Consider the following 26,632-nt stretch of genomic DNA (forward strand, 5'->3'; position numbering starts at 1 on the left):
GCTGTCACAACGAGGGCGATCGATCGCTGCTAATATTGCAGTGCAACAAAAAAGCGGGCTGCCTTTGAGCCGACCCTGTCTGCCAGTCCAATCAGCCCAAGGGCCGCACCATGAGATCAACCGTGAAGCTGCCCGCTAACATGCCTACACAGCGACTGATCATGGTTGTGCTGAGCCTGCTGGTGGTGCTGTTCATCATTGGCATGTTGTTGATGTCGCGGCTGAATCTGGACTTTGCCCAGCAAGCCATGTCCGACCTGCGTCAGCGTCAGATCATCGATACCTTTGAAGCCAATCTGGACCGCATAAACGCCCACCATCAGAAAATGGAGCAGAATACGGTCGGGCTGGCGCGTACCGGTGAGCTATTTCATCGGCTGCGACAACAGGGCAACGCAAGTGCATCCCGACTGGAATCGATGCTTCGTGACGGGCTGGATGATTTTCCAGACGCGCACGGGAGCGGCGTCTGGTACGAACCGGGGGCTTTAGCCGATCAACCTGTCGGGGTGATTGCCTATCGACAGGGTTCGGAGATCATCACCACCCGTGCCAGCGCCGAATTCGTCAACCGCGCCTGGTATCGGCGACTGGTCGACAACCTGGATAACGCCAGGGTGACGGGCCAGGCCCGCCGCTTCTACTGGACAGCGGCCTACTTCAAGCGCCGTATCGATGACGTGGTAATAAGTCTGAGCACCACCATGCGGGATGCGTCCGGTCGCAGCATTGGTATTGTCTCGACCGACTGGCGGGCCGATGACGTCATCCGCCTGATCAGCGGCGTAGACATAACGCCAGGTACGTTTTCCTTTCTGCTGGACAGCGAGAACCGCAACCTGTCCAGCCTGGCCCGGGCCGATGATGTGGAGCACGCACAACAACTGATGACGGCCATCAGTGACGCTCAGCTGCAACAGCTGGTGCCGCAGGCCGTGGGCCGGTTGTCGAGTGTGACGCCCCCCCGAGAGCAGCGAACCCTCGAAGTGGGGGGCGAGGAGTTTGCCCTGTTCTACTCTGCCACCCAGGCAGGTATGGTTTTCGGCATTGGCGTCCCCCAGGCGGAGATTGACGCTGTTCTGCTACCCATGCGTGCCAGCAACCTGCGGATCGTGGCATTGATCGGCAGTATCCTGGTGGTTTTGTCGGCGTTGATCCTATACATGATCGCCGGCACTCTCAGGCGGCTGCGCAACCTCTACACCGACCCACTGACCCAATTACCCAATCGTGAGCGCTTGCTGGTGGATCTGCGCAGCCGGCCCGCCGCGTCACTGGTATTGCTGAATATCGATGGCTTCAAGCAAATCAACGATTTCTACGGCCATCAGTGTGGCGACCATGTGATTGTGACCCTCTCAACACAGCTGCAAGCCTATCTCCAGGCCAGGCCCCTTTCACGCAGCGGTCGGCTCTACCGTATGCCGGGTGACGAGCTGGCAATCTGGCGACCCGGTCAGGCAGATGAGGCCGCACTGGTTAGCCTGGCGAGTGATCTACAGGCGTTTGTGAGCTCGGTACGGACCCAGTGGGAAGATCACGATATTACGCTGCATGTCAGTATGGGGCTGGCCAGTACGCGCCTGCGCAACGGCGAAAAACTCGACCCGGAACACCTGCTCCCCTCCGCCAATATTGCCCTGGAGCACGCCCGTGTAGCTCAGGCCGGTTACATGCTCTACGACCCTGCCGATCGTGCGCGCGAGAATTACGAACACAACCTTATCTGGGCCAACAAGTTGAAGCTGGCTCTTGAAGAAAACCGGCTGGTGCCCTTCTTCCAACCCATCATGCACGTGGAGAGCGGCCGGATAGAAAAATATGAATGTCTGGTGCGTATGCTCGACCACCAGGGTGAACCGATCAGCCCGGCCATGTTCCTGCCCATTGCCCGGAAAATCCGCCTGTACCGCTCGGTCACCCGGCGAATGATCGATATGAGCCTGCAATGGTTTGCCAACAACAATTACGAGTTCTCCCTCAATCTGTCGTCCGAGGATCTGCTGGATCCCGAGCTCCATGAGTTTATTGTTGAACGCTTGCAAAAGCGGTCCCTGGCCGAACGGGTAATTTTCGAGGTGCTCGAGTCCGAGAGCATTGAGAACTACGAGCCCGTGCGCCTGTTCATCGACCGAGTGAAAGCGCTGGGATGCCGCATAGCGATTGATGACTTTGGGACGGGATATTCCAACTTCGAACACCTGCTGCGCCTGAATGTTGATCTGATCAAGATTGACGGCAGTCTGATCAGGCAGCTGGATACCGACACCAATGCGATGACACTGACCCGGGGGATCGTTCAGTTCGCCAAGGAGCTCGGCCTCAAGACCGTCGCTGAATTTGTACACAGTCAGGCAGTGCTGGCTCAGGTGAGAGCGCTGGGCATCGATTTTGCCCAGGGCGCCTGTATCGGCATGCCGGCCAACGCGCTGATTACCGACATTGTGTTGGCAGATAAGACTAGCGCTGGCGGGGAAGAGAGGAATGCGCGCTCTGATCTATAAAGTGATTGGAGCCGTCACCTAACCCGGCTATGCTCCTGAGTGATGGCTTAGCGCCTTGGTTCGATCTGGAGACATCATGCACGCATTCCCGGCCACCCTTGTTGTTGGCCTGCTCGCTTTTTCGTTAAGCGGCTGCAGCAGCCTGCCGGACCGCGAAGAGGTCTGGTCGCGCTCCAGCGACTTCTTCAACCAGTCGGCAGAGGTGCTCAAGGCTCAGCGCAAACGCCTGGCCAACTTCGCCGGCAGTCTGGTGAGCAGCAAGGATGACGAGGCCCGCGATAAGGAAGTCAGCGCCCTCTTCGCCCAACCCTATATAGACCCACTGACCCGTTATCTGGAGGAGCGCTCGGGCGATGACCGTTTCGCTGCCCAGCTCGCACGGGTGGCTGCCGAGCGTAACCGTCGCTGCGCAGATATCGCTGATACCTACGCCGATCGCACGGCCACTCGCGACAACCTGCAGCGCATGCGTCGCGGTTATCTGTATTCATGCCCTACCGAGGTTCAACGCTTTGCCGCTCGCGTCGATTCCGGCACGAATACCACCACGGCCAGTCGCTCTGATTCAACCAGGGCCGCCCAGGTTGCCCGGCCCGGAAAGCAGGTTGAGAGCCCCGCCGCACGCCCTGTCAGCTCAGCCAGCAGCGACCAGCCGGACACCGAGCTGGAAGATGCGCTGAGCCGGCGACAACACAGCGACTGCTATCTGCTGTTTACTATTCGCAACAACACCCAGGCTCTTGAGGCGTGCGAACCGCTGGCTGCCGAGGGCGATGCCAAGGCGCAACATCACATGGCCCAACTGGCACTCATGAGTAACAACACCTCCAGTGCTGCTGACTGGGCAAAACAATCGGCGGCCCAGAAGTACCCGCCCGGACAGCTCGCTCTGGGCCTGCTGCTGCAGGACGGTCGTGGCATAGCCAAGGATCCCATCCGCGCCCATGGCCTGCTGAAAAGCGCCGCAGATCAGGGGCTTGCCGAGGCCGCCTATTACACCGGCCTGAGCTTCCAGACAGGTACCGGGGTGAGCGCCAATGCAGCGAACGCAGCAAGGTACCTGGAAAAAGCGGCTGCAAGCGGGCACATCCCGGCCTACTTTGCCCTGGCAGAGTTGCATGAAGGCAGTGCTCCCGAGCAGTCGCGCTATTGGCTGGATCAGGCTGCGCGCAAGGGCTCGGCCCGTGCCCAGTATCTGTTGGGCGAAAGCTATGCGCGGGGCACCCACGGCCAGACCGATAACGAAGCCGCCTATGTCTGGTACAGCCTTGCGTTGCTCAACGGCCACGACGACGCCAAAGCTGGTATTGAACGGCAAGAAAAGCTGTTGACAGGCAGTCAGCTGGCGACCGCCCGATCACGCGTCGAGGACGGGATTAACGGTCGATGGGACTGAAAAACCTCGCTGACATGAGGATGAAGCGCCTGATCATGCTCATCCTCACCTTGCTCGCCGGTGTTTTTCTCGTGGGCATGTTGGTGATGTCATCACTGAATCTGGATTTTTCCCAACAGGCAATGGCGGAGCTGCGCCAGAAACAGATTACCGATATTTTTCAGGCCAACCTGAACCGGATCAACGCCCACCACCAGTTGATGGAACAGAATACCTCAAGCCTGGCCAACCTGGGCGAGACGCTCTACCGCAGCAGGGAAATGGCTCAGGGCGACGCAGCCCAAGCGCTTGCTACCAGTCTCGAGAATGGGCTGCGCAGAATGCCTCAGGCCTACGGTGCAGAAATCTGGTACAACCGCCCGGGCAATGGTAATCAATCCGGGCAGGACGTTTCGGCCTATGCCTATCGCAACGCAGGTCTGATCCGTACTCAATCTGACGGAAACCTCTATCACAGCAGGAACTGGTACAGCCGGGTTCTGCCTGAAGTTACTGCCGGCGGGGAACCCCTGGAGCGCACCGGTTTTTTCTGGACGCCTGCCTACTACAAGGAGCTGATCGATAACGTGGTGATCAGCCTCACCACCGAAATGCGGGACGCCCAGGGAGCGGTTATCGGGCTGGCATCTACCGACTGGCGCGCAGACGACATCATCAATCTGGTCAGTGGCGTCAAGGTGACGCCGGGTACCTTTGCCTTCCTACTGGATAACGAAAACCGCAATCTGTCGAGCCTAGCCTACGCCGACGACGTGCTGGCAGCCCAACGCAAGATCGATGCGATAATCAACTCGAACCTGCATGACCGCGTTGGCGGCTCCCGGCCCCAGTCTGCGGTGATTTCCGGAAGCCTGCTGGTGGCCCCGATGCAAACCATGCCGCTGACGGTGGATGACCAGCAACATCTGCTTTTTTACAGCCGAACCCGGGCGGGTATGGTCTTTGGGGTGGGTGTACCCAAGACTGAAATTGATGCCGTATTGCTCCCCATGCGTGAGAGCAACCTGAAAATTGTCGCCCTGGTCAGCGCGGTTACCCTGGGGTTGACGTTACTGATCATGCTGATCGTCGCGCGCATACTCAACCGGGTACAGATTCTTTACACCGACGCCCTGACCCAACTGCCCAACCGGGAAAAATTGCTGGTTGATCTGGAACGGTCCGACGTCGCCTCCCTGCTGCTGATCAATATCGACTCGTTCAAGGAGATCAATGATTTTTACGGCCACCAGTGTGGCGATCATGTCATCAGCCATCTGGCACTGGGCCTGCGGGATCTGTTGCTGCGGGACCGGGGCTGGGCTGCGTGCCGGCTATACCGCATGCCGGGGGACGAGTTGGCAATCTGGCTGCCCTCTGCCGAAAGCTCGGCGCAACTGGCCAGTCGTGCCGAATCCCTGTTGAGGTTTGTCAGCATGCTGCCGGTAACCTGGCAGCAGCAGACCATTCCGCTCAATGTGACCCTTGGCGTTGCCACCAGTCTTCAGCAGGACGGCTCCCAGCAAGCGGATGAGCAGTTGCTGACCTCGGCCAGCATCGCTCTGAAATCAGCGCGCATGGCCCGCACAGGTTATTGCATATACGACCCGGCACACCGTACCCGTGAAAGTTACGAACAGAACCTGATCTGGGCCAACCGCCTCAGGCGCGCCCTGGATGACGGACGTATCGTCCCCTATTTTCAGCCGATCCTGGATTTGCGCACCGGTCGTATCGAGAAGTTCGAATGTCTGGCGCGCATGATTGATGAAAATGGCAGCCCGATCTGTCCTGCCGAATTTCTAGGCGTGGCCAAGAAGATCCGGCTCTACCGCTTGATCACACGCACCATGGTTACCCAGTGTTTCACCCGGTTTGCCGAGAATGATTATGCCTTCTCCCTGAACCTGTCATGCGAGGACCTGCTCGATCCCGATCTGACCAACTTCATCGTCGACAAGCTCAAGGGCAGCCCTTCGCTGGCTTCGAGGCTGATCTTCGAGATTCTGGAGTCGGAGGGTATCGAGAATTACGCTGAGGTGCGCCGCTTCATTGACCGGGTCAAGGCCCTGGGATGCCGCATTGCGATTGATGACTTTGGAACCGGTTACTCGAACTTCCAGCATCTGCTGCGCCTGAATGTCGACATTATCAAGATCGATGGCAGCCTGATTGAGCATATCGATACCGATCCGATCGCCCTGAACGTGACCCGCGGCATTCAGCAATTTGCTACGGGCCTGGGGATGCGCACTGTCGCCGAGTTTGTGCACAGCAAGGCAGTGCTCGAGTGCGTTCGTCTACTCAATATCGATGATGTGCAGGGCTATCACATTGGCAAGCCTTCCCCGCATCTGGTTACCGAGCCGGAGAACGGCAGGCCCCTGCCAAGAATCACTCTGCTCAGCAACATCAGAAAGTCATGAGCGACCGTCTTAACGGTAGATAATCGAGCCACGCATGGGCGCAAGCCTGTGCAGAAGCCGGTTCTGCGAGGTTACCGGCACCCCTTCCGCGGTCATCGCGACAATCAGATTTTCCACCAGAGCGTTGAAGTCTCCCTCGGTAATATCCATACCGGCATGGCTATCTTCCATGCTGTCACCGGTATATTCGCAGGGCCCGCCACTTTCCATACATATCTGCTCGACCAGCTTTTCAAAAAGGCGGTCAATATCAGCGTCTACAAAATGACTGACGATGCGTTCATCATCGGCAATATTGATCAGCAACCCCTCGACAATCCGCTCGATACCCGATTGCCCACCCAGAGCCTGGTACAACTCATCCTCGGCAGGTGGCGGAGCGGCGGAATGGGCGGCGCAGCCGCCCAGGGTCAGCGCGGCGACAAGTACAATCAGGTGACGCATGGAGACCTCAGTAGCTCAGCTGCAGTGAAAGGTACAAGCCGGTCTGATCATCGAGAGTGGCGATTTCACCCAGATCGGCCCAGGCAGCGACAATCGAGACCCTTTTGGAAGGAAAATAACCGACGAACAGATCCTGCCAGTCGCTTTCTCCGGCAAAGGAGAGATTATCGGGCTTCTCCCGATACTCGAGACCCACGACCCATTGCGGATTGAGCAATATACCGACGCTCCCCTCCTTGAGCAGGCTGCGACCGCTTCGACGATCACCACCAAAGCCCAGCAATCCGGTCTCGTTGGCGCGACTGTAGCGCAGCGTACCGTTGACCAGCAGGTTGTAGCCAAAGGCGCCACCCAGGAACAGACGGCTGGCGGCCAGATAGGCTTCGGTATCAGAATCACGTCGGGCGCCCACCGCGTCCGGAATAAAGAAATTGGTCTGGCGCTTATACTGCAGACCCAGCGCAACCTGAGGCAGCTGATCGTAGACCAGATCGCCGAACAGGCGGTACTTGGCGCCGAAAACATCCTGATTGAGACTGCGTTCGGGCAACCCGGCAGCCTTGGCCAGCGTGTCGATATCGAGTCGTTGCCGCGCGAATGACAGCTCGACGCGATTGGCATAACTGAAGCTTGCTCCCGCGGTATCCAGGCGATAATCGCCGGTATCCACCCGGGTCGCGAACGCAGCGCCGCCCCACTGCTCACGGGTACCGTAACCGGACATCACCGCCCAGGGTACAATGCCGCCGCCAGCTGCGCCTTCTATCATGCTCGCTCCGCCCGTCGCCAGCAGGCGATCTCCGGGCTCAGCAACGGCGAAAACAGGCATGCAGCTCAACAGAGCTGCAACCACTGCCTTTTTCATGAATGCTCCGTCTGTTTGTACGTGTGTCTATTTTTCTCTAACCAGGCCTCCAGGTCCAGTGCCGCAATTGGCCGACTGATGTAGTAACCCTGGGCGGTATCGCAGCCCAACGCCCTCAACCACTCCAGACTGATTGCGTTCTCTACACCTTCAGCTATGACCTTGAGGCCCATATTGTGGGCCAACTCGATTGTGGAGCGGACAATGACTGCATCCTCACTGCCCTCTGCCAGGTTCAGTACAAAGGACTTGTCGATCTTCAGATCCTGCACCGGCAGGCTCTTGAGCATCGCCAGTGAAGAATAACCGGTACCGTAATCGTCCACCGCAAGACTGATACCCATCTCACGCAGTTGGTGCAGGCTGCGCAGACTGCGCTCCGGGTTGACCATCAGCGCGCTCTCGGTCACTTCAAAAGCCAGCATCGCCGGATCGATGCCATGCTTTTCCAGCACCTTTGCCACCTGATCGACAAAGTTCTCGTCATCCAGATCCAGCGCGGAAATGTTCATTGCGACGCCGAGCTCGACGCCTTGATCAGCCCAGTGGCGCATCTGCGTCGCAATCGCGCCAAGAATCCACTGGGTCAGCTTGTGAATGCTTCCGGTCTGTTCGGCCAGCAGAATGAATTCATCTGGGCCAATAAAACCCAGCTCCGAGTGGTGCCAGCGCATCAGCGCCTCCACCTGCCTGACTTCACCGCTGGCGATGTCGAGTTTGGGCTGATAGACCACTGAAAGCTCACGCATCTGTGCTGCAAAATGGATGTCGCGAATCAGGCGCAGGCGGCGCATGTAGTCCTGGTCACGCTTGGCCTGGTAAACGGAGATGCGCATCGGTCCCGGATGCGCGTCGGCGGCGGCAATGGCAACCTGTCGCAACAGCTCGTCAGGATCGTCGCTATGATGCGGCCACGCCACCACACCGGCCAGCCACTCGAGGTTGAGCTTCATGCCGTCGTTGTCCATTCTCTCGGACAGAATGGTTATCAGCCGGTCGGTGGTGATCACCGCCTGATCTGTCTCCATATTGTTGAGCACCAACAGAAAACCCTGTCCAGGGTGGTAGGCGAGCAACGAGTTGGTCGGTACGCGAGCACGGATGCGATCCGCCGAGGCGACTACCGTGTGAGAGTAGAAGGTCTGGCCACGGGCCTTGATCAGGTCTTCGGCACCAGACAGGTAAAAGGCAACCAGGGCACCGGAGCGGCCGGCAGAGAGAGAGTCAGCCAATCGCTCACGCGTTTTGGCCAGATTCCCAAGGCCAGTCAGAGGGTCGTGAAAGGCATTGTGAGCTATCTGCCGTTCACGCTCGGCGATATCCTCGCGCATGGTGTCGATGCTTTCGGCAAGCCGGCCTAGCTCATCACTGCGTTTGAGGGTGACCATGCTGGCGTAATCACCCTGACCGATGCGCCGCGCCGCTTCGGCAAGCAGGCTGACTGGTCGGGAAAGGCTTCCGGCCATCACATAGGCGGCAAGTGAGGAAACTCCCAGGGCAATCAGCGTGATCAGCAGTAGTTCGCGCTTGAGCAGGTCGAATATGGCCAGGGCGTCTTCCAGGGGACTGAGAAGCTGCGCCTTCACCTGTAAACCGTCCTGTTGCAGGAGTGTGATACGGGTGGCCAGGTAGACTTCTCCGTCCACATCCACAATGGACGACTCGGGCGTCTCCAGGCTCGCGATGGCATGGTCCATTGGCAGCGTGCCGACGCGATCGAGCACCTCATCACCTTGTGCGGTGATAAAGCTGACTTCCAGACCTGTCAGGCTGCGCATTTCCTCTGCCAGTTCCTGGGTAAGACGAAAGGCCATTGCTACCTGACCCACAGCCAGGGGCGCCATGACGACCGCATCGACCAGCAGGAAGGGTTGCTCATCAATCAAGGCCACCAGGGCGTTGGTGCTCAACGGTTGCAGGGCACTGAGCTCCACTTGCGAACCACTGACCTCCATCCGGCTGGACACCTGAATATTACCATCGGCGTCAAAAAACAGCGCTTCATCCGCTCCGATGCGGCGTGCCTGATTCAGCAAAGCCGAGCGAATTGTCGGCAGATCCCCCGAGGCAACCGCCTCGCGAAAGCCGAAGTCCGCAGCCAGCACCTCGGTCGCGCCGGCAAGCTCCTGAGCCCTCAGCTCCAGCAAACGGCTGAATACATTGGCGCCCACCTGCAGCTGTTGACGCGCCTGACGTTCTGCGGAGCTGTCAGTGGCGCTGTATACCGCAACAAAGACCGCGCCAAGTACCAGAGCAAGCAAACCCACCAATAGGAGGATCAGGCGCGTGCGCAGCCGCTCAATTCGCATACTTGCCGGCCGCCTTGTTGAAACGCTTCTGCAATGGGGACAGCGGCTTTTCAACCACCGCTTCCGCCATACCGTCAACGGCCAGAGTCAGACTGTCGCTGGCGTGCAGATCAATACTGCCTAGGGTGACGGGCGGTGCGTCACCCAGGGTAGGATGCCACCAGGACACCACGGACTCGCCCGGGGGCAGATGCTCCAGGTCGAGTATCCCCTGCGGGTTGGATAGGCCATACCAGGGGCGATCGGTGACCAGAATATAGCCGATCATGGCATCGTGAATATTGCAGCCCAATACCACCGGCCCAGCCTGTTCGAAGGTGACCGGAGGCGCTTCGGAGCCATGGAAAAGCCGCAGCTCGAAGGCTTTTGTCGGAGAGAATGAGTACACATGGTGGCGAACATTATCGCCGTTGGGGAATCCGACATCCGTTCCGGCGGGCACAACTAGCACACGGGGTTGGAACTGAAGGTCGATCTGATCCATCGAAGAGGACAGAGGCGGCCGCTGTGGGACACCCTCAACCAGGATCACTGCATCCTTCAGGGCGTTGCCCTGCTGATCCAGAACCGGCAGGGTGGCAGCCGGAATGGCGACGGCAGTGCTGGCCAGAAACACAGCCACGAGCATGGCCGGATAACGCGTAAAGTGCATGATAACTCTCCCTGGCATGCGTTTCGGCAGCCCCCAAGCTCTGATGTCAGTCAAGGCTTCCCAGTATGCGCCGACTCGGTTAAACGTTAGCATACAGCCATTATTTGTACCTGTGCAGGAGTACCTATGTCCAACCAAGCTGTTTCGCTATCTGTTCTGGATCTGTGTCCGGTCCCCCAGGGTGCGACCCCCGCGCAGGCGCTGAGCAATGCCATGGCCCTGGCCCAATATGCAGAGAGCCTGGGTTACCGCAGGTACTGGGTAGCGGAACATCACAATATGACCGGCATCGCGAGTGCCGCGACCTCCGTTGTCATGGGTTATCTGGCTGCGGGTACCTCGCGCATTCGTATTGGCTCGGGAGGCATCATGCTACCCAACCATGCACCCCTGCAGATTGCCGAACAGTTCGGCACCCTGGAGTCTCTCTATCCCGGCCGGATCGACCTGGGACTGGGGCGCGCCCCGGGTACCGATCAGGCTACCGCACAGGCACTACGTCATGGCCGCGGCGACGGCTCCGACTTCCCGCAGATGCTCGATGAATTGCGCCGTCTGTTTGCCGAGCCCCAACCAGGCCAGCGATTACAAGCTGTGCCCGGGGCCGGTCTCAAGGTTCCCATCTGGCTGCTCGGCTCGAGCACATTCAGCGCGCAGCTGTCTGCCGAGCTGGGACTGCCCTTTGCCTTTGCCGGCCAGTTTTCCCCTGATTTCATGTTCAGCGCATTGCGTACCTACCGTGAGCACTTTCAACCGTCTGAGAGCCTGACGCAGCCCCACGTCATGCTGGGCATCAATGCCTATGTCGGTGAGAGCCGAGAGCACGCCGCCATGCTTGCTACCTCACACCAGCAAGCATTTCTTAACCTGATACGCGGACGCCCGGGCCCCTTGCCACCGCCGGTCGACGATATGGAACCGCTGTGGCAACCACACGAGAAGCACAGCGTGCTATCGACCCTGGCCGGCACACTGATCGGAGACAAGGAAACCGTCAGTCAGCAACTGGCCGATCTGCTTGAGCGCACCGGTGCCGACGAGCTGATAGTGAGCAGCTCGATCCATGATCAGGCCCTGCGCAAGGACAGCTACCAACGGATGATGGAAGTGGCCGGCAAGGTGTGAAATAACTGCTGAAGTTGTTTGCCGAACTATCGGCAAGCGCCTAGAATGCGCAGCACGCGAATGCGATGCGGGTGTAGCTCAATGGTAGAGCAGAAGCTTCCCAAGCTTACGACGAGGGTTCGATTCCCTTCACCCGCTCCAACCAATAAGTCTCCTGCACTGCAGCACTTCCCCTAGCTTGCCGGTATCATGCCTGCCGTTGAAACTACCGCGGACTGCCCATGAAGCGCTTTATTCTGCTGGATACCACGCCCCTGCCCGATGGCGGCGCCCTGTGTCTGTTCGAATACGGGGAAGACTTTGTCATCAAGCTCGAAGGTGGTAAAGGCGGGCAACTGATGAACACCCGCACCCATGGCTCCGAAGATGCGTTGGGCCGGATACCCTGCCAGAAAGTATCTTCCCGCGCCCGGCCCAGGGTGCTGATAGGCGGGTTGGGCATGGGCTTCACATTGGCAGCCGCCCTGCAGCACCTCGGTGGTAATGCCGAAGTAGTCGTGGCCGAACTGCTGCCCGGGGTGATCGAGTGGAATCGTGGCCCCCTGGGTGAAAAGGCTGGCAGCCCCCTGTCGGATCCGCGCACGCAGGTAGTCAACCAGGACGTGGCAGAGCTGCTGCGAAATGAACCGGGCGGTTACGACGCGATCATGCTCGACATCGACAATGGCCCCGAAGGTCTCACCCAGTCTGCCAACAGTTGGCTATACAGCGTGGCTGGCCTGCGCACCTGCGGTCGCGCGTTGCGCCCCGGCGGCATACTTGCGGTGTGGTCGGCCAGTGCTGACCAACGCTTCACCAGCGATCTGCGCAAGGCCGGTTTTGTTGCCGAGGAAGTCAAGGTATATGCCCATGGCAACCGGGGAACCCGGCACACCATCTGGGTCGCGCAGCTCTCCAGCGGCGCGCATTGAAATACCTGACCCCGTTCAGATAATCCGCGAATAACGTTGATCATTTTCCAGGGCATGGTAAGCGTCAAAAACCATGCATATAGACCTGGCCAGTAATCTGCCGGCAGGCAGTATCCGGATTTTCCTGTCGGTAAGCTGAATCAGCCCGTCGCGGCGCATCTGCTCCAGCACCGGCAGACAATCGGCGAAATAATCCACGAAAACGATGCCGAAACGCTGCTCTATAGCTGTGAAATCCAGCACGGAGTGGCAGATCAACTGACTGATCACCGCCCGCCGCAGACGATCGTCGGCATGGCACTCCAACCCCCGTCGTGTGGCCAGCTTGCCACTATCGAGCGTGTGCTGATAGACCTTGATGTCGCTGGTGTTCTGGCTGAACAGATCGCCGACCTGGCTGATCGAAGACACACCCAGCCCGATCAGATCGCAGTGACCATGGGTGGTATAGCCCTGGAAATTACGCTGTAGCTCGCCGTTTTCCTGGGCGCTACTGAGGCTATCATCAGGCAACGCGAAATGGTCCATACCAATATAGCGATACCCAGCACTCATCAGCTGATTGATCGTGTCTTCCAGCATGGCCAGCTTATCCTGCGGGCTCGGCAGGTCGGCTGTTTCGATGCGTCGCTGGGGCAGAAAGCGCTCGGGCAGATGCGCATAATTGAAGACTGACAAACGATCGGGTTTCATCGCAATGATGGCATCTACCGTTCTGGCAAAACCGGATCGGGTCTGCTTGGGCAAACCGTAAATCAGATCGATATTGATCGAGCGGTACTGCAGCGCTCTGGCCGCATCCATGACTGTCTGGGTCTGCTCCAGCGTCTGCAGGCGGTTTACCGCACGCTGGACCTCCGGGTCCAGATCCTGAACACCGAAACTGACCCGGTTAAAGCCGATTTCACGTAGCAGACCCATGGTCGCCCAGTCCGCCTCCCGGGGGTCGATCTCGATGCTGTAATCACCGGCATCGTCCAAGCGCAGGTTGAAATGCGCGCGCAGTTTGTCGAGCAACCCACGCAACTGGTCGTGGGCCAGAAAGGTCGGCGTACCACCACCGAAATGCAGCTGCTGGATCTCTTGCGCCGGATCCACATGCTGGCTGACCAGCTCTATCTCGCGGTAAAGGCTCTGTAGATAGGGTTCGGCCCGACTGCGATCCTTGGTAATGACCTTGTTGCATGCGCAGTAGTAGCAGATGTTCGCGCAGAACGGGATGTGCACATACAGCGACAGGGGGCTTTGTGCCTGGCTGCTGAGTTGCAGCGCCCGCACCAGATCAGATGGCTCGATACCGTCAACGAACTGGGTTGCGGTGGGATAGGAGGTATATCGCGGCCCTGCGTTGTCGTACCGACGTATCAGGTCCGCGTTCCAGCAGATTGGATCGAACATGGGATGACTCCGCAAACATGGCGTTATAGCTGTAATGTCGTGCAGGCTAAACCCCGGGCGGAACCACCACTTTGATGCAGGTCAAATTTTGGTCAACTGACTGATCAGCTTTTCATTCCCAACCTTCTGGCCAGCTTGTGCAGATTACTGGCGTCCAGGTCGAGCAGCCGCGCAGCTGCCGCCCAGCTGTCATCGGTCTGCGCCAGAGCCAGTCGAATCTGTTCACGCTGACAGGCGTCAACCGACTGCTTAAGCGGGAGTACCTGGCCTGGCGAATCAAGCTGCCCGGGACCGAACTCTGCGGCCGATGAATTGTTGTTGCCTGGCTGGATATCCAGATGCACCGGCTCCAGGGTCAAAATCGCCAGACGCGACCCCTTGTAACCCAGTGCCTTGATCGCCGCGCGACTGACCACATGTTCCAGTTCACGTACGTTACCCGGCCAGAAATAACCCAGCAGAACCTGTTCTGCCTCTACGGACAGGCGCAGCCCCCGTAATCCCAGCCGCGCGCGATTGAGCTCGATGAAGTGCCCGGCCAGCAGGAGTATATCGTTACCCCGCTCGCGCAACGGCGGAATCTGTACCGGATAGACCGACAGACGATGGTAGAGGTCGGCACGAAAATCGCCACTGGCCACCCGGTCCGCCAGATTACGGTTGGTTGCGGCGATAATGCGTACATTTACCCGTAATGGCTGATCGGCGCCCAGACGCTGAATCTCGCCGTTCTGCAGTGTTCGTAACAACTTGGCCTGCACGTTCAAGGGCAGTTCGCCGATCTCATCCAGAAGCAGAGTGCCGCCATCAGCAGCATCAAAGCGGCCGCCCCGGTCAGTTGAGGCCCCGGAAAACGCACCCTTTACATGACCAAACAACTCGCTCTCGGCCAGGGATTCGGGTAACGCTGCGCAGTTGACCAACACCAGGGGCTTGTCGGCCCGATCCGAGTGACTGTGCAGCCAGCGGGCAAACAGCTCCTTGCCGACACCGGTTTCGCCACTAAGCAACACCGGAAGCTCGGTATCGGCAACCACTGATAACTCTTCAAGCAATTTGGTCACCGGGCCGCTGTGCCCAATAATGCTGTGATCCTTGGCTTCGGACAGCGTTCCCTGCCCAACCACACGTGCCATACGCAGCGCACGATTGTCTTCCTCGAGACGGGTGATGCGTACACAGGTCTCGATCAAGGGAGTCATCTTTTGCAATTCCAGTCGCGCGGCCTCATCGAAGGTGCCGGCCTGCAGCGCGTCGAAGGTAACTGCGCCCCATAGACGTCCCTCCAGATACAAGCTCACGCCCATGCAGTCATGTACCGGCAGCGGCTCACCCGGCGATTCATCCAGAAGCCCGTCATAGGGGTCCGGCAGCGGGCTTTGCGGATCGAACCAGGTCGGCTCACGGCGTGACAGCAGGGCCGCCAGACGCGGGTGGCGGGCAGTCTGAAAACGTCTACCCAGAGCGTCCTGAACCAGACCCACGGCGGCGAGCGGGCGCAGGCATTCATCGGAATGCTGGAGCAGTACTACTGCACCACACTGGAAATGTTCGCGCAGCACCTGCACCAGGCGTTGCAGGCGAACGGCGGCCGGCAATTCCGCAACAAGGTCCGGCAGCAGCAAGGGTTCGATCATGGTATCAATCACCTTTCGGGGTTTTAAATACCTTACCTGATCAGGGTATAAAAAACCTATTCAGTTTCAAGTATATGTTTTTTATGGAATTAGTTTCTGGCACAAGCCTTGCTGTAGAAGAAACAGGTCTTATACACACAACCTGACACCTCTACCGGAGTGCACATGCCATGTCTGCCGATTATCTGAACACCGCCTTGGGCGATCTAGCCCGCACCATCCCGGGCGCAACCGCCGTCTTCCATGCCAATCGCCTGGACTTCTGTTGCCAGGGTCACCGCACGCTCGCCGATGCCGCAGCAAAAAAAGGCATCAGCGCTACAGACGTTATCGTCCAGCTCGAGGCCCTGAAGCCGGGAGTCTCGGACGCGCGTGACTGGCAGCAGGCATCCTCTGCAGAGTTGGTAGAACACATTCTGGCACGCTTCCACATGCGCCATCGCGAGCAGTTACCGGAGTTGATGAGACTGGCTCGGCGCGTGGAACAGGTCCATGGCGATCGTCCTGACTGTCCGAACGGCTTGGCGGACCATCTCTCCTGCATGGCTCAGGAAATGGAGAGCCACATGCTCAAGGAAGAACAGATCCTGTTCCCGCTGTTACTCCAGGGGCAGCAGGCGATAGCAGGCGGCCCTATCAGCGTGATGCGCTACGAGCATGAACAGCACGGTGAAGCACTGGATGAAATCATCAGACTGACCGATGACATCACCCCGCCGGTGGGGGCCTGCAATACCTGGCAGGCACTGTATCGCGGACTCGAGGAGTTCAGACAGGACCTGATGCAGCATATTCACCTGGAGAACAACATTCTGTTTGCCAGCTCACCCAGGGCAACTGGCTACGCCTGCTGCTCTAAAGGATGAACATCGCCTTGGCACAGAACACCAATGCGACTGCATGCACCAGCAGACTGATGTTCAGCAGGCGCATGCCACGCTCGGTAATCCGGCCTTTGATGCGCAGCATGATCAGAGCAACGTAATGCCCGATGATCAGGGCCGCCAAAAGCAGCTTGATGGAAAAAAGGAGAGTGAAGGTACTAGCCAACGGATCGGCAAGCGCCTGCCGGTGCGGCCAGGCCAGCGCGATACCCGCGCCATACAACAGCAAGGCGACCCAGTGAATCACTCGTCGCGCCTGCTGTCCCAACAGGGAGGACATCCGGCTACGCATGTCTTCCGGAAGCTGACGACTGACAGGGGCCAGGATGAAAACCTGAAAAAACAGCGTGCCGATAAAGGCAATGGCCATCAATAGATGCAGCGTCTTGAGTGACAGATAAAGCATGAATCTTTTCCTCCGGTTTGCAGGCCATTGTAACGAGTAACTGACTGTTATCCCCTGCGGCAGGCGGAGTACCCCTATTGGCATATTGTGGCCAGGCATGCCGGGGGTGAGCATACGTCCAATAATGGAGTAGCACATGAAACAGCATCAACCACCCCGATCGGCGCTGTTCGATCTCGGCTTTCGCCCGTTCTTTCTGGCTGGGAGCGTATTGGCCGCGCTGGCGATCCCACTGTGGGTGGCTGCGTGGCTTGGGATGACCGGCGACTGGCAACCCACCGGTGGTTGGTTCGCCTGGCACATGCATGAAATGCTCTTCGGCTTCATTGCCGCAATCACCGCCGGCTTTCTGCTCACTGCGGTGCAGAACTGGACAGGCGTGCCCGGTCTGAGCGGCAAACCGCTGATCGTTCTGGCTGCAGTCTGGCTACTGGCCCGCCTGGCCTGGCTGACAGCGCTGCCGTTCTGGCTGGTTATGACCCTGGATATGCTGTTTCTACCCGCGGTCACCCTTGCTATGGCCCGCTCCATATGGATCGCCCGTCAGAAACGCAACTACCCCATAGTGCTGGTGCTGGCTCTGCTGGCCTTGTGCAACCTGGTCAGCCTGATCGGCATCGCCTCGCTGGATGTGACAGTACAACGTCAGGGCAACCTCGGTGCGCTCTGGCTGGTAGCAGCACTGGTTGGCATGATTGGCGGCAGGGTGATCCCTTTCTTCACCCAACGGGGACTGGACCTGGACAAGCCAATGCCCGCATTACCCTGGCTCGATTACTCGCTACTCGGCGGCAGTATTCTGATCGCACTGCTGATGGTGAGCGGGATAGCACTGCGCCCTTCCGTGCCCGTCGGATTCCTGTTCGCTCTGCTGGGAGCCGGACATCTGGTCCGCCTGATACTCTGGCACAACCCCCGGATCTGGTCTGTGCCCCTGCTCTGGTCGCTGCACCTGGCCTATGCCTGGCTGGTGATCGCACTTTACGCCATGGCCCTGTGGAATGCTGGTTGGCTGGTGGATTTCAGCCAGGCCGTTCACCTGCTCGCCATTGGTTGCTTGAGCGGCATGATCCTGGCGATGATTGCCCGCGTTAGTCTGGGCCACACTGGACGCCCCCTGGAAACGGTGCCGGCGATGTCGATGGCCTTTGCCCTGATCAACCTGGCGGTACCTGCACGTGTCTGGATTGCACCCACCTGGCCGCAACTGGGGTTCTGGCTGGCAGCACTCAGCTGGGCTGCTGCTTTTGCTCTTTTCGTCTGGTTTTACGCGGCCATTCTGTATCGCCCGCGTCCCGATGGACGACCCGGCTAAGACCCTCCGTCACAGGCACGCATCAACACAGGCAATCTCCATGACGCTGACACCACAAGATCGCAAACAGCTTTTGCAACATCCCATACTGGCCCTGCTTCCCGAGCAGGCACAGGCTGATCTGTTAAGCGACACTATGTGCCGGGAGTATCCGGTACATGCGCTGATACTGAGGCAGGACGACAGGGCCGAGCGGTTTTTCTTTGTTCTTGAGGGCAAGGTAAAACTGTTCAGGATTTCCGCCGACGGCAAGGAAAAAGTCGTCGAGATTATCCAGGCCGGTAACACCTTTGCTGAAGCGGTCATGTTTATGCAGAAGCAGGTCTACCCGGTATGCGCTGAAGCTCTGGAGCCGGTGCGTATTGCCGCACTGCCCAACAAGTTGATGCTGAATTTTCTGCAGGACAATCCGCAAACCTGCCTGCATTTGCTCGGGCATCTGAGCATACGCCTGCACCAGCGGCTGGATGAACTGGAAAACCTGACCCTGCAGAATGCTACCCAACGCTTTGCACTCTACCTGGTGGGTCAGGTGAAAGATCGGAAGAAAGACCATGCAGAGCTCGATCTTATGCTGCCCAAGGGCCTGATCGCGGCCCGCCTGTCGATCAAGCCCGAAACCCTCTCCCGGGCAATGGCGACCCTGCGCGATCGCGGCTTGATAGAAAGCCATGCCAGGCATATCCGTATTCCCAGCGTAGAGAAACTGCTCAATACCTTTACGCTGGAACCCCAGGGCGTCAGCTGATGATCCGGCTGCTGCTCTGGCGCGGCCTGGCTTCTGTCTTTCTAGGCCTTGGCGCGCTGGGGGTGGTCCTGCCCGGCCTGCCCACGACACCCTTTCTGCTGGTTGCAGCCTGGGCAGGCTCCCGGGGCTGGCCTGCACTTGAGGCCAGAATGCTCGAGCATCCACGCTATGGCAGCATGATCCGCAACTGGCGCGAGCGCCGCGCGGTACCACGCCGGGCCAAATGGCTGGCCAGCGTGATGATGCTGGCCAGCGCAATCATGCTCTGGCTCGTACCTGTGCCGCTACTCTTGAGCGCGGGTGGCAATGCCATTTTGCTGAGCGTTGCATTCTGGCTCTGGTCGCGACCCGATACAGGCGACACCTCCGGTACGCAGTCAGTGACGCCCCCACCATAACCCGCCTTGCCTTTTTTCAGACAGGTTGCTCTCAATTGCCTCCCGACCAAGAGCGACCACGCTTTTGCCCGCTCCGCATTTTCATGAGGTAAAAGGAACAGCTTGAGGTTATTTTTACCATTGCCGGTACTAAAAACCATCCAAAAGCTTGGTTAATAACACCCTGTCGTTTTTTATTCGTTAATATTCAATAACTTACAATATGGCATCGACCTTGCAGTGTATCTGGCACGCACACTGACAGAGATCCAACCGTGAACAATCTGACCTCCATCCCAGCGCCACCCAGACGGGACGCAGGCAACGCCTACTACCGCCCCACCGGCAACGAAATCGATGTTTTCGAACACGCCGCCAGCCATCGGCTGCCCGTTCTGATCAAGGGCCCAACCGGCTGTGGCAAAACCCGGTTCGTGCAGCACATGGCCGACAAACTGGGTCGCAAGCTATACACCGTCGCCTGCCATGACGACCTGACAACCGCCGATCTGGTCGGCCGTCATCTGATCGGCAGCAATGGCACCTACTGGCAGGATGGCCCACTGACCCGCGCCGTGCGCGAGGGCGCCATCTGCTATCTGGATGAAATAATCGAGGCGCGCAAGGACACCACTGTGGTCCTGCACCCGCTGGCCGATGACCGCCGCATTCTGCCACTGGATGCCACCGGCGAGTGCCTGGAGGCACACCCGGATTTCATGCTGGTAGTGTCCTATAACCCCGGCTATCGCAATCTGCTCAAGGGTCTCAAGCCGAGTACTCGCCAGCGCTTTGTCGCGATGAGCTTCGATTATCCGGATGCCGACGCCGAAGCCGACATTCTGATCAGCGAAAGCGGCATCGACGCTGATACGGCAGGCCGGCTGGTCCAGCTGTGCGGCTCACTGCGGCACATGGGCTCCCATGATCTGGAAGAAGCCCCGTCCACCCGGCTACTGATCCATACCGCACGCATGATGCTCAGTGGGATGGACCCGATTACTGCCTGTACCGCCTGCCTGGCCGAGCCGCTCAGCGACGACCCGACCACCCAGGCGGCCATTCTCGATGTCGTCCGCGCGCACTTCGCCGAGACATCGAACAAGAACAACAATCACAACAATCCGGCGTTGCGCCGCTCCAGCATCTGACGCTGACGGTAAAGCCGTTACTGCCTAATCAATGAGGATTCAATCATGTCGGAAAGATTCACCAAGGGCATGGCCCGCAATATCTACTACGGCGGTGGCATGTTCTTCATGCTGCTATTTATTGGTCTCACCTTCGATACGGTAGTCGCAATTCCCGAGCGCGAGAACCGGGATCAACTGACTGCGGAGGTCGCCCATGGCAAGGAGCTCTGGGAGAAAAACAACTGTGTTGGCTGCCATTCGCTGCTGGGCGAAGGCGCTTACTTTGCTCCCGAGCTGGGTAATGTATTCCCGCGCCGCGGCGGCGATAACGAAGAGGCGTTTCATGCGTATTTCAGCGCCTGGATGGCCGCCCAACCGATTCCGGTAGAGGGCCGGCGCAAGATGCCGCAATTCAACCTGACAGCCGAAGAAACCCGCGCGCTGTCCCAGTTCCTGATCTGGACATCGCGGATCGACACCAACGACTGGCCACCAAACAACGAAGGCTGAAGCTGACCCCGGATCAATTACGCAAGGATTACTGCCATGAAATACGCAAGTCAGTCGGAGGCGAAGCCCTATTTTATCTTCGCCATCATTCTCTTCCTGGGGCAGATCGTTTTCGGTCTGATCCTCGGAACCCAGTACATCATCGGTGACTTTCTGTTTCCGGAGATACCCTTTAACGTGGCCCGCATGGTCCACACCAACCTGCTGATCGTCTGGTTGCTGTTCGGCTTCATGGGCGCGACCTATTTTCTGCTACCCGAGGAAACCCAGTGCGAACTGCATAGTCCCTTGCTAGCCAGAATTCTGTTCTGGGTATTCGCAGCCGCGGGCACGCTGACCATTATTGGCTATCTGGCCGTGCCCTACGCGACCCTGGCGGACATCACCGGCAACAAGTATTTCCCGACCATGGGACGGGAGTTTCTCGAGCAGCCGACCATTACCAAGATCGGTCTGGCCCTGGTGTTTATCGGCTTTCTGTTCAACGTCATCATGACCGTACTCAAGGGCCGCAAGACCGTGGTCAACATGGTGCTGACAACCGGTCTGATCGGTCTGGCGGTGTTCTGGATGTTTGCCTTCTACAACCCCGCTTCGCTGGTGATGGACAAGTACTTCTGGTGGTGGGTCGTGCATCTGTGGGTTGAAGGCGTTTGGGAACTGATTCTGGGCGCTATCCTGGCATTCATCCTGATCCGCACTACCGGTGTAGACCGTGAGGTCGTCGAGAAATGGCTGTACCTGATTATCGCCATGGCCCTGATCAGCGGCATCCTGGGTACCGGCCACCACTTCTTCTTTATTGGCGCACCGGAATACTGGCTCTGGATCGGCTCGATCTTCTCGGCTATCGAACCGCTGCCATTCTTCATGCTGATGGTGTTCGCATTCAGCATGCTCAAGCAGCGTCGCCGCGACCACCCCAACAAGGCCGCCGTTACCTGGGCAGTCGGTTGCACCATCATGGCTTTCCTGGGCGCGGGCGTATGGGGTTTCATGCACACCCTCGCACCGATCAACTACTACACACACGGTAGTCAACTGACTGCGGCGCACGGCCACCTGGCCTTCTACGGTGCCTACGTGATGATCGTGCTGGCCATCATCTCCTACGCCTGGCCGATACTCCACGGCCGGCAAGCCAACAGCCTGCAGGCACAGCGCCTGGAGATTGCCTCCTGCTGGACCATGAGCATCAGCATGCTGCTGATCACCCTGCTGCTGACCGCCGCTGGCGTGGTGCAGATCTGGCTGCAGCGTATTCCGGATAACGCCGATGCACTGGGCTTCATGGCCACCCAGGACGCCATCACCACGATTTACTGGCTGCGTCTGGGGGCGGGGATCGGTTTTGGTGTCGGCGTATTCATGTACCTGGCCAGTTTTGTGGTCGCAGCCCGCACCAGTGAGCCGACCGAGCCGCTCGTTGCTGAAGCCGCCCTGAGCTGATCATGGCTATAACCCGGTGCTGGCAGTATCCACTGCCAGCACCACCTCGAACATCAAACTGGCTGGAGGCGAAGACACCATGATGCTTGCAACGCTTCGCCGACTCAGTCGCAGCGCTTTTTTTATCCTCTTTCTATTGGCGCCTTTACTGGATCTGTTTCGTCTCGATCTGAGCAGGGGCCATTTTGTTTTTCTGACCATGGACTGGACCCTGGGGCTTGATCCCCAGAACAGCGCCCTGGATCCCGCGGCCATCACCCTGCACCTGCTGTTGCGCCTGGGCCTGCCCATTCTGCTGACCCTGGGAGTGCTGCTCTGGGTCGTCTGGCGCTGGGGCCGCATTTATTGTGGCTGGCTATGCCCGCACTTTTCGATGGTTGAGTGGATCGACGGCCTGATGGCCCGCTGGTTGGGCCGGCGCTCAGTCTGGGAAAAGCCCTCTGCCCCCCGGCAGGCCGGCGCGCGGATGGTCATGAGCCTGGTGGTGCTGGGCGGATCCGCTTTGTGGGCCGTCACGCTGCTCAGCTACCTGGTACCGCCAATACCCTTGTGGACGGGGCTGTTGAGTCTGAACCTGCCGACCTGGCACTGGTTTTTCATCGGTATCGGTACGGCTTTGTTCTGTATCGAGTTTGCCTTGGCGCGGCATTTTTTCTGCAAATACGGCTGCGCCGTAGGCATCTTTCAGAGCCTGATCTGGGCGGTGAACCGCCGCGCCATGGTGATCGGTTTCAAACGCGAACGGGCGCGTGACTGCCGCGACTGCAATGCCTGCGACAGAGCCTGCCCGATGCGGCTGCCACCGCGCGGCATGAAGCGCCACAAGATTACCTGCACCCAATGCGGCGTCTGTGTACAGACCTGCCAGCAGGTTCAGGCAAACAACCCCGAAGGTGCCCTGTTGCACTGGGTCAGCGGTGAGGACGCCGTGAAGATGGACAAGCAACCGGGTAGCCAGATCCCGGTTCAGGATCCCGTTCGCATCCCCGTTCTGGAAAAGGACTAGTACGATGGAAGAATATGTCGGTATGCGCTGGCACAATCTGATCAACCGATTGGCCCGCACCAGCTACCCCGAAGCTCTGGTTCGCCTGGAGGATGAGGGCCCGCGGCTGGCCATGGTTTTCCGTGCCCTGGGTGGCGATCCCGGCCTGGTGATCAAGGCGGCAACAGAGCGCGCCCTGAAGCCACCCCGTCACTGGCTGGAAAAGATCGCCGGCACAGGGCGGCAATACGCCATGGCCTGGCGTGACGAGGACAGTGTAAGGCTGCCGCCAGTCATTCAGGCCTACCCCGAAAGGGACCTGAACCGAGATCTGTATCTCTGGCTGACCGCACTGGCCAGCCAGGCGAGCCAACCCGGGGAGAACGACTGGCTGGCGTGGAATCAGCGCCAGGTACTGGAAACACTGGAGCGCTTTCCCGGCCTGACCGGGCTATACCAGCGTCTGGCCTGGCGGCTGGTGACTGTACGTGCACCGCTGGATACGCTCACTGGTGCCCAGCGGCGTCGGGAGCACTGCCTGCGCAACGCGATTCTCGAGCCGGGAAGCCAACAGAGCCTGCCCTACGCCGATGGCGACAGCCTGCCCGTGCCACTGTGGCTTTATCCATCACTGCACACCAACCCGGCCGCCGTCTCGCGTGAGGATAGTGACAGCGATACCAGCAACGGCGGGCTCAAGCCAAAAGAGGGCAAGGGCCGCAAACGCGCCGAATTCATCGATGACGTGGATGGCAAGGACGGGCTGATCGTATTTCGGCTGGAAAGCCTGTTCTCCTGGTCGGAATTTGTACCAGTCGACCGCACCGTCGATGACAGCGAAGACGACGATGCCGATCGCGTGGCTGAAGACCTCGACCACCTCAGCCTGTCCCGCCACGGTGATGCCGGTGCATCGCGACTGAAACTGGATCTGGATCTACCCAGCGCAGCGGAGGATGACATCCCCCTGGGCGAGGGCACCCTGCTGCCCGAGTGGGACTGGCGCAAACAGCAACTGATACCGCGGCACTGTCGGGTGATACCGATGCTACCCAAGGATGCCGCGCCCTGCCCCCTGCCCGACCGGCTGCAGGCGATGGGCCGCCAGCTGCGCCGACGTTTTGAAGTGTTGCGCCCGCAGAAGGCCTGGAACAAGCGCCAGCCCAGCGGTTCGGCACTGGACCTGGACGCCTGCATCGACTTTGCCACCGCCCGACAACGTGGGGCGGCCAGCGCACAACCGGCCCTGTGGCGCCAGCAGGCGGTGCAACATCGCGACCTGGCCTGCCTGATCCTCGCGGATCTGTCCTTGTCCACCGAAGCCTATGCCGACAACGAACATCAGGTGATCGATGTGGTGCGCGACAGCATGCATTTACTGGGTGAGGCACTGGACGCCGGCAACGACGCCTTTGCTATGTATGGGTTTTCTTCCAAACGGCGTGATCAGGTGCGCTTCAGCGTGATCAAGAATTTTGCCGAATCCTGGGGTGAGCCGGTGCACGGACGCATCCAGGCATTGCGACCGGGATATTACACCCGCATGGGCGCGGCGATACGTCAGGCCACCGAGATCCTCAAGGAGCAGCCTGCCGAGCAGCGGCTGCTGTTGCTTCTGACCGATGGCAAGCCCAACGACCTTGACCTGTACGAGGGGCGTTACGGCATGGAAGACACCCGCCAGGCGCTTCTGGAGGCACGCAAGGCTGGCCTGGAGCCGTTCTGCGTGACTATCGACCAGCAGGCAGCCGATTATCTGCCGTATCTGTTCGGGCCACAGCGTTTTCACCTGCTGCACAACGCCGCCGAGTTGCCCTCCCTGCTACCCCGCCTGTACCTGACCCTGACCGGGAGGACCCCGTGACAGCAATGCAGTGCCTGCCGGTTATTGCTCCGGTCACCCGGAGACGCGAGCTACCAGGTGATCTGGCCATGTGGTGTTTCATATTGGCCGAGCTGGCGGTGTTCGCGCTGCTGCTGGGCTCCATGGCCTACGTGCGCGGCAGATGGCCGGAGATGTTCAGTGCGGGCGTCGCCACCTTGCACCCGGTGGCAGGGCTGATCAACACCCTGGCGCTGCTGACCGGGAGTTACTGGGTGGCACTGGGCGTCGCGGCTATGCGCCGCGGCAGATCAACCAGCGTGGTGTGGTGGTTTCGCGCAGGAGCGGCGAGCGGCCTGCTCTATCTGATCATCAAGCTGCTGGAATACCAGCAGATGTTCAGCGCCGGTTACACGCTGCGCACCAATACCTTCTACTTTTTCTACTTCTTCACCACCTTCTTCCATTTAATGCATGTGGTGCTGGGGATGCTAATCCTGCTGGTGGTGGCAAGCCGCTTCCGGCGGGGCGTATATGACTCGCACCAGACGCGGCAAATGGCCGCAGAGTCCGCAGCCAGCTACTGGCATATGGTTGATCTGGTGTGGCTGATGCTCTTTCCACTGCTTTATGTGCTGCCCTGAGGTGAGCATGACCTACCGATTGACGTTGACCTGGCTTGGTCTTCTGGCTCTTACATTGATCGGCTGGTGGCTGGGGCACCAACCAGCCACCAACGAGGTCCAACCAGCATGGCTGCTGTGGGCTGTCCTGCTGTTGAGCGCCATCAAGGGACAGTGGGTCATTGACCAGTTCATGGGGATGAAAACCGCACCTCTGGTGTTTCGTCTGGCGGTCAGTGGATGGCTGTTAGTCGTCCTCTGCGCGATAGCGTTGTTTCTGTGATCAACCCTGCGGTAATGTCTGGTTATACAAGGAGGTGCAATGGAGAAACTTTAGCCTTTGCAAATTCACAATTGATGGTATTACTGGTTGTGAAAACACCCAATAAAGAAATGATGAGGAAATTAAGATGTTGAAAATTCTGTTTGCTTCTACCGTACTGGCTCTTGGCATCAGCGGTGTAGCCCAGGCTGCTGGCGACGCTGCTGCTGGCAAAGGCAAATCTGCAGTCTGCTCCGCATGCCATGGCGCCGACGGCATTGCCTTGGTACCGATCTATCCTAACCTGAAGGGACAAAATGAGGCCTACCTTGAGGGCTCGTTGAAAGCCTACCGCGAAGGCCAGCGGGCGGGTGGTAACGCCGCCATCATGAGCCCGATGGCCAAGAACCTGAGCGACCAGGACATCGCCGACCTGGCTGCCTACTACGCCTCACTCAAGTAAACCGGGTCA

General features: G+C 59.0%; 24 protein-coding genes and 1 tRNA gene. 18 read left to right on the forward strand and 7 right to left on the reverse strand.

Translation table 11 applies throughout. The annotated features are described in order from the left end of the window. The first annotated feature begins 122 nt into the window (after positions 1-122). The 3 genes from IEV54_RS08240 (at position 123) to IEV54_RS08250 (ending at position 6,305) form a co-directional block, all read left to right on the forward strand. A complete protein-coding gene (locus tag IEV54_RS08240) occupies positions 123-2,504 on the forward strand; it encodes an EAL domain-containing protein (protein WP_223825514.1) in 2,382 nt (793 codons plus the stop codon). A gap of 76 nt (positions 2,505-2,580) precedes the next feature. Further along, positions 2,581-3,900: a tetratricopeptide repeat protein gene (locus tag IEV54_RS08245; RefSeq protein ID WP_150278630.1), complete on the forward strand. Its 1,320-nt coding sequence runs from the start codon at positions 2,581-2,583 to the stop codon at positions 3,898-3,900. Further along, on the forward strand, positions 3,891-6,305 hold the full coding sequence (locus IEV54_RS08250; protein WP_150278631.1) for an EAL domain-containing protein: 2,415 nt from the start codon (positions 3,891-3,893) through the stop codon (positions 6,303-6,305). The genes IEV54_RS08245 and IEV54_RS08250 overlap by 10 nt, the downstream gene beginning before the upstream one ends. 9 nt (positions 6,306-6,314) lie before the next feature. Here the strand turns inward: IEV54_RS08250 and IEV54_RS08255 are convergent, their stop codons facing one another. Genes IEV54_RS08255 through IEV54_RS08270 form a run of 4 tightly spaced genes read right to left on the reverse strand, consistent with a single transcriptional unit; the run spans position 6,315 to position 10,575 of the window. After that, on the reverse strand, positions 6,315-6,749 hold the full coding sequence (locus tag IEV54_RS08255; RefSeq protein ID WP_150278632.1) for a group I truncated hemoglobin: 435 nt from the start codon (positions 6,747-6,749) through the stop codon (positions 6,315-6,317). A gap of 7 nt (positions 6,750-6,756) precedes the next feature. Further along, complete coding sequence (locus IEV54_RS08260; protein ID WP_223825520.1) at positions 6,757-7,578, reverse strand: DUF3034 family protein; 822 nt, start codon at positions 7,576-7,578, stop codon at positions 6,757-6,759. A 32-nt stretch (positions 7,579-7,610) separates the two neighbouring features. Further along, positions 7,611-9,923 carry a putative bifunctional diguanylate cyclase/phosphodiesterase gene (locus IEV54_RS08265; protein WP_150278634.1) on the reverse strand — a complete coding sequence of 771 codons (2,313 nt, stop codon included), beginning with the start codon at positions 9,921-9,923 and terminating at the stop codon, positions 7,611-7,613. Then, complete coding sequence (locus IEV54_RS08270; protein ID WP_223825515.1) at positions 9,913-10,575, reverse strand: methylamine utilization protein; 663 nt, start codon at positions 10,573-10,575, stop codon at positions 9,913-9,915. Before IEV54_RS08270 ends, IEV54_RS08265 begins: the two co-directional genes overlap by 11 nt. Before the next feature lie 126 nt (positions 10,576-10,701). Here IEV54_RS08270 and IEV54_RS08275 point away from each other — a divergent pair, with 126 nt between their 5' ends. The 3 genes from IEV54_RS08275 (at position 10,702) to IEV54_RS08285 (ending at position 12,611) form a co-directional block, all read left to right on the forward strand. Then, positions 10,702-11,700: an LLM class flavin-dependent oxidoreductase gene (locus IEV54_RS08275; RefSeq protein ID WP_150278635.1), complete on the forward strand. Its 999-nt coding sequence runs from the start codon at positions 10,702-10,704 to the stop codon at positions 11,698-11,700. 67 nt (positions 11,701-11,767) lie between these two features. Then, positions 11,768-11,841 (forward strand) — tRNA-Gly (locus IEV54_RS08280). An 80-nt stretch (positions 11,842-11,921) separates the two neighbouring features. After that, positions 11,922-12,611, forward strand: coding sequence for a spermidine synthase (locus tag IEV54_RS08285; protein ID WP_150278636.1), 690 nt, complete (start codon positions 11,922-11,924; stop codon positions 12,609-12,611). A gap of 15 nt (positions 12,612-12,626) precedes the next feature. Here the strand turns inward: IEV54_RS08285 and hemN are convergent, their stop codons facing one another. Together hemN and norR are read right to left on the reverse strand one after the other, a co-directional pair. Then, the gene (gene hemN / locus IEV54_RS08290) at positions 12,627-14,009 is read right to left on the reverse strand and encodes an oxygen-independent coproporphyrinogen III oxidase (RefSeq protein ID WP_150278637.1); all 1,383 of its coding nucleotides are present in this window, start codon (positions 14,007-14,009) and stop codon (positions 12,627-12,629) included. 104 nt (positions 14,010-14,113) lie between these two features. Then, positions 14,114-15,646, reverse strand: a complete 1,533-nt coding sequence (norR, locus tag IEV54_RS08295; protein WP_150278638.1) for a nitric oxide reductase transcriptional regulator NorR — start codon at positions 15,644-15,646, stop codon at positions 14,114-14,116. A gap of 170 nt (positions 15,647-15,816) precedes the next feature. On the opposite strand from norR, the gene ytfE reads away from it, so the two are divergent. Then, positions 15,817-16,512, forward strand: a complete 696-nt coding sequence (gene ytfE, locus IEV54_RS08300) for an iron-sulfur cluster repair protein YtfE (RefSeq protein ID WP_150278639.1) — start codon at positions 15,817-15,819, stop codon at positions 16,510-16,512. Here ytfE and IEV54_RS08305 read toward each other — a convergent pair. Then, positions 16,502-16,936, reverse strand: a complete 435-nt coding sequence (locus IEV54_RS08305; RefSeq protein ID WP_150278640.1) for a hypothetical protein — start codon at positions 16,934-16,936, stop codon at positions 16,502-16,504. The genes ytfE and IEV54_RS08305 overlap by 11 nt on opposite strands. A 136-nt stretch (positions 16,937-17,072) precedes the next feature. On the opposite strand from IEV54_RS08305, the gene IEV54_RS08310 reads away from it, so the two are divergent. The 11 genes from IEV54_RS08310 to IEV54_RS08360 all read left to right on the forward strand — a co-directional run bounded on the left by IEV54_RS08310 (position 17,073) and on the right by IEV54_RS08360 (position 26,623). Further along, positions 17,073-18,251 (forward strand): NnrS family protein, encoded by a 1,179-nt coding sequence (locus IEV54_RS08310; protein ID WP_150278641.1) that lies wholly within the window; start codon positions 17,073-17,075, stop codon positions 18,249-18,251. Positions 18,252-18,291: 40 nt separating this feature from the next. After that, positions 18,292-18,999 carry a Crp/Fnr family transcriptional regulator gene (locus IEV54_RS08315; RefSeq protein WP_188434383.1) on the forward strand — a complete coding sequence of 236 codons (708 nt, stop codon included), beginning with the start codon at positions 18,292-18,294 and terminating at the stop codon, positions 18,997-18,999. Then, entirely contained in the window at positions 18,999-19,397 is a 399-nt protein-coding gene (locus IEV54_RS08320) for a YbaN family protein (protein ID WP_150278643.1), read from the forward strand. The genes IEV54_RS08315 and IEV54_RS08320 overlap by 1 nt, the downstream gene beginning before the upstream one ends. 263 nt (positions 19,398-19,660) lie before the next feature. After that, positions 19,661-20,527 carry a CbbQ/NirQ/NorQ/GpvN family protein gene (locus IEV54_RS08325; protein WP_188434410.1) on the forward strand — a complete coding sequence of 289 codons (867 nt, stop codon included), beginning with the start codon at positions 19,661-19,663 and terminating at the stop codon, positions 20,525-20,527. A gap of 45 nt (positions 20,528-20,572) precedes the next feature. After that, positions 20,573-21,019 (forward strand): c-type cytochrome, encoded by a 447-nt coding sequence (locus IEV54_RS08330; RefSeq protein WP_150278644.1) that lies wholly within the window; start codon positions 20,573-20,575, stop codon positions 21,017-21,019. A 36-nt stretch (positions 21,020-21,055) separates the two neighbouring features. Then, on the forward strand, positions 21,056-22,468 hold the full coding sequence (locus tag IEV54_RS08335) for a cbb3-type cytochrome c oxidase subunit I (RefSeq protein ID WP_150278645.1): 1,413 nt from the start codon (positions 21,056-21,058) through the stop codon (positions 22,466-22,468). Between the two features lie 16 nt (positions 22,469-22,484). After that, a complete protein-coding gene (locus IEV54_RS08340) occupies positions 22,485-23,474 on the forward strand; it encodes a 4Fe-4S binding protein (protein WP_223825516.1) in 990 nt (329 codons plus the stop codon). 4 nt (positions 23,475-23,478) lie between these two features. After that, complete coding sequence (locus IEV54_RS08345; RefSeq protein WP_150278646.1) at positions 23,479-25,317, forward strand: nitric oxide reductase activation protein NorD; 1,839 nt, start codon at positions 23,479-23,481, stop codon at positions 25,315-25,317. 5 nt (positions 25,318-25,322) lie between these two features. Beyond that, positions 25,323-25,919 (forward strand): cytochrome c oxidase subunit 3, encoded by a 597-nt coding sequence (locus tag IEV54_RS08350; RefSeq protein WP_150278702.1) that lies wholly within the window; start codon positions 25,323-25,325, stop codon positions 25,917-25,919. A 7-nt stretch (positions 25,920-25,926) separates the two neighbouring features. After that, complete coding sequence (locus IEV54_RS08355) at positions 25,927-26,181, forward strand: cytochrome C oxidase subunit IV family protein (RefSeq protein WP_188434385.1); 255 nt, start codon at positions 25,927-25,929, stop codon at positions 26,179-26,181. 127 nt (positions 26,182-26,308) lie between these two features. After that, positions 26,309-26,623 carry a c-type cytochrome gene (locus IEV54_RS08360; protein WP_150278648.1) on the forward strand — a complete coding sequence of 105 codons (315 nt, stop codon included), beginning with the start codon at positions 26,309-26,311 and terminating at the stop codon, positions 26,621-26,623. The last annotated feature ends 9 nt before the right edge of the window (positions 26,624-26,632 follow it).

The organism is Halopseudomonas salina (assembly GCF_014637955.1).
GTDB lineage: Bacteria > Pseudomonadota > Gammaproteobacteria > Pseudomonadales > Pseudomonadaceae > Halopseudomonas > Halopseudomonas salina.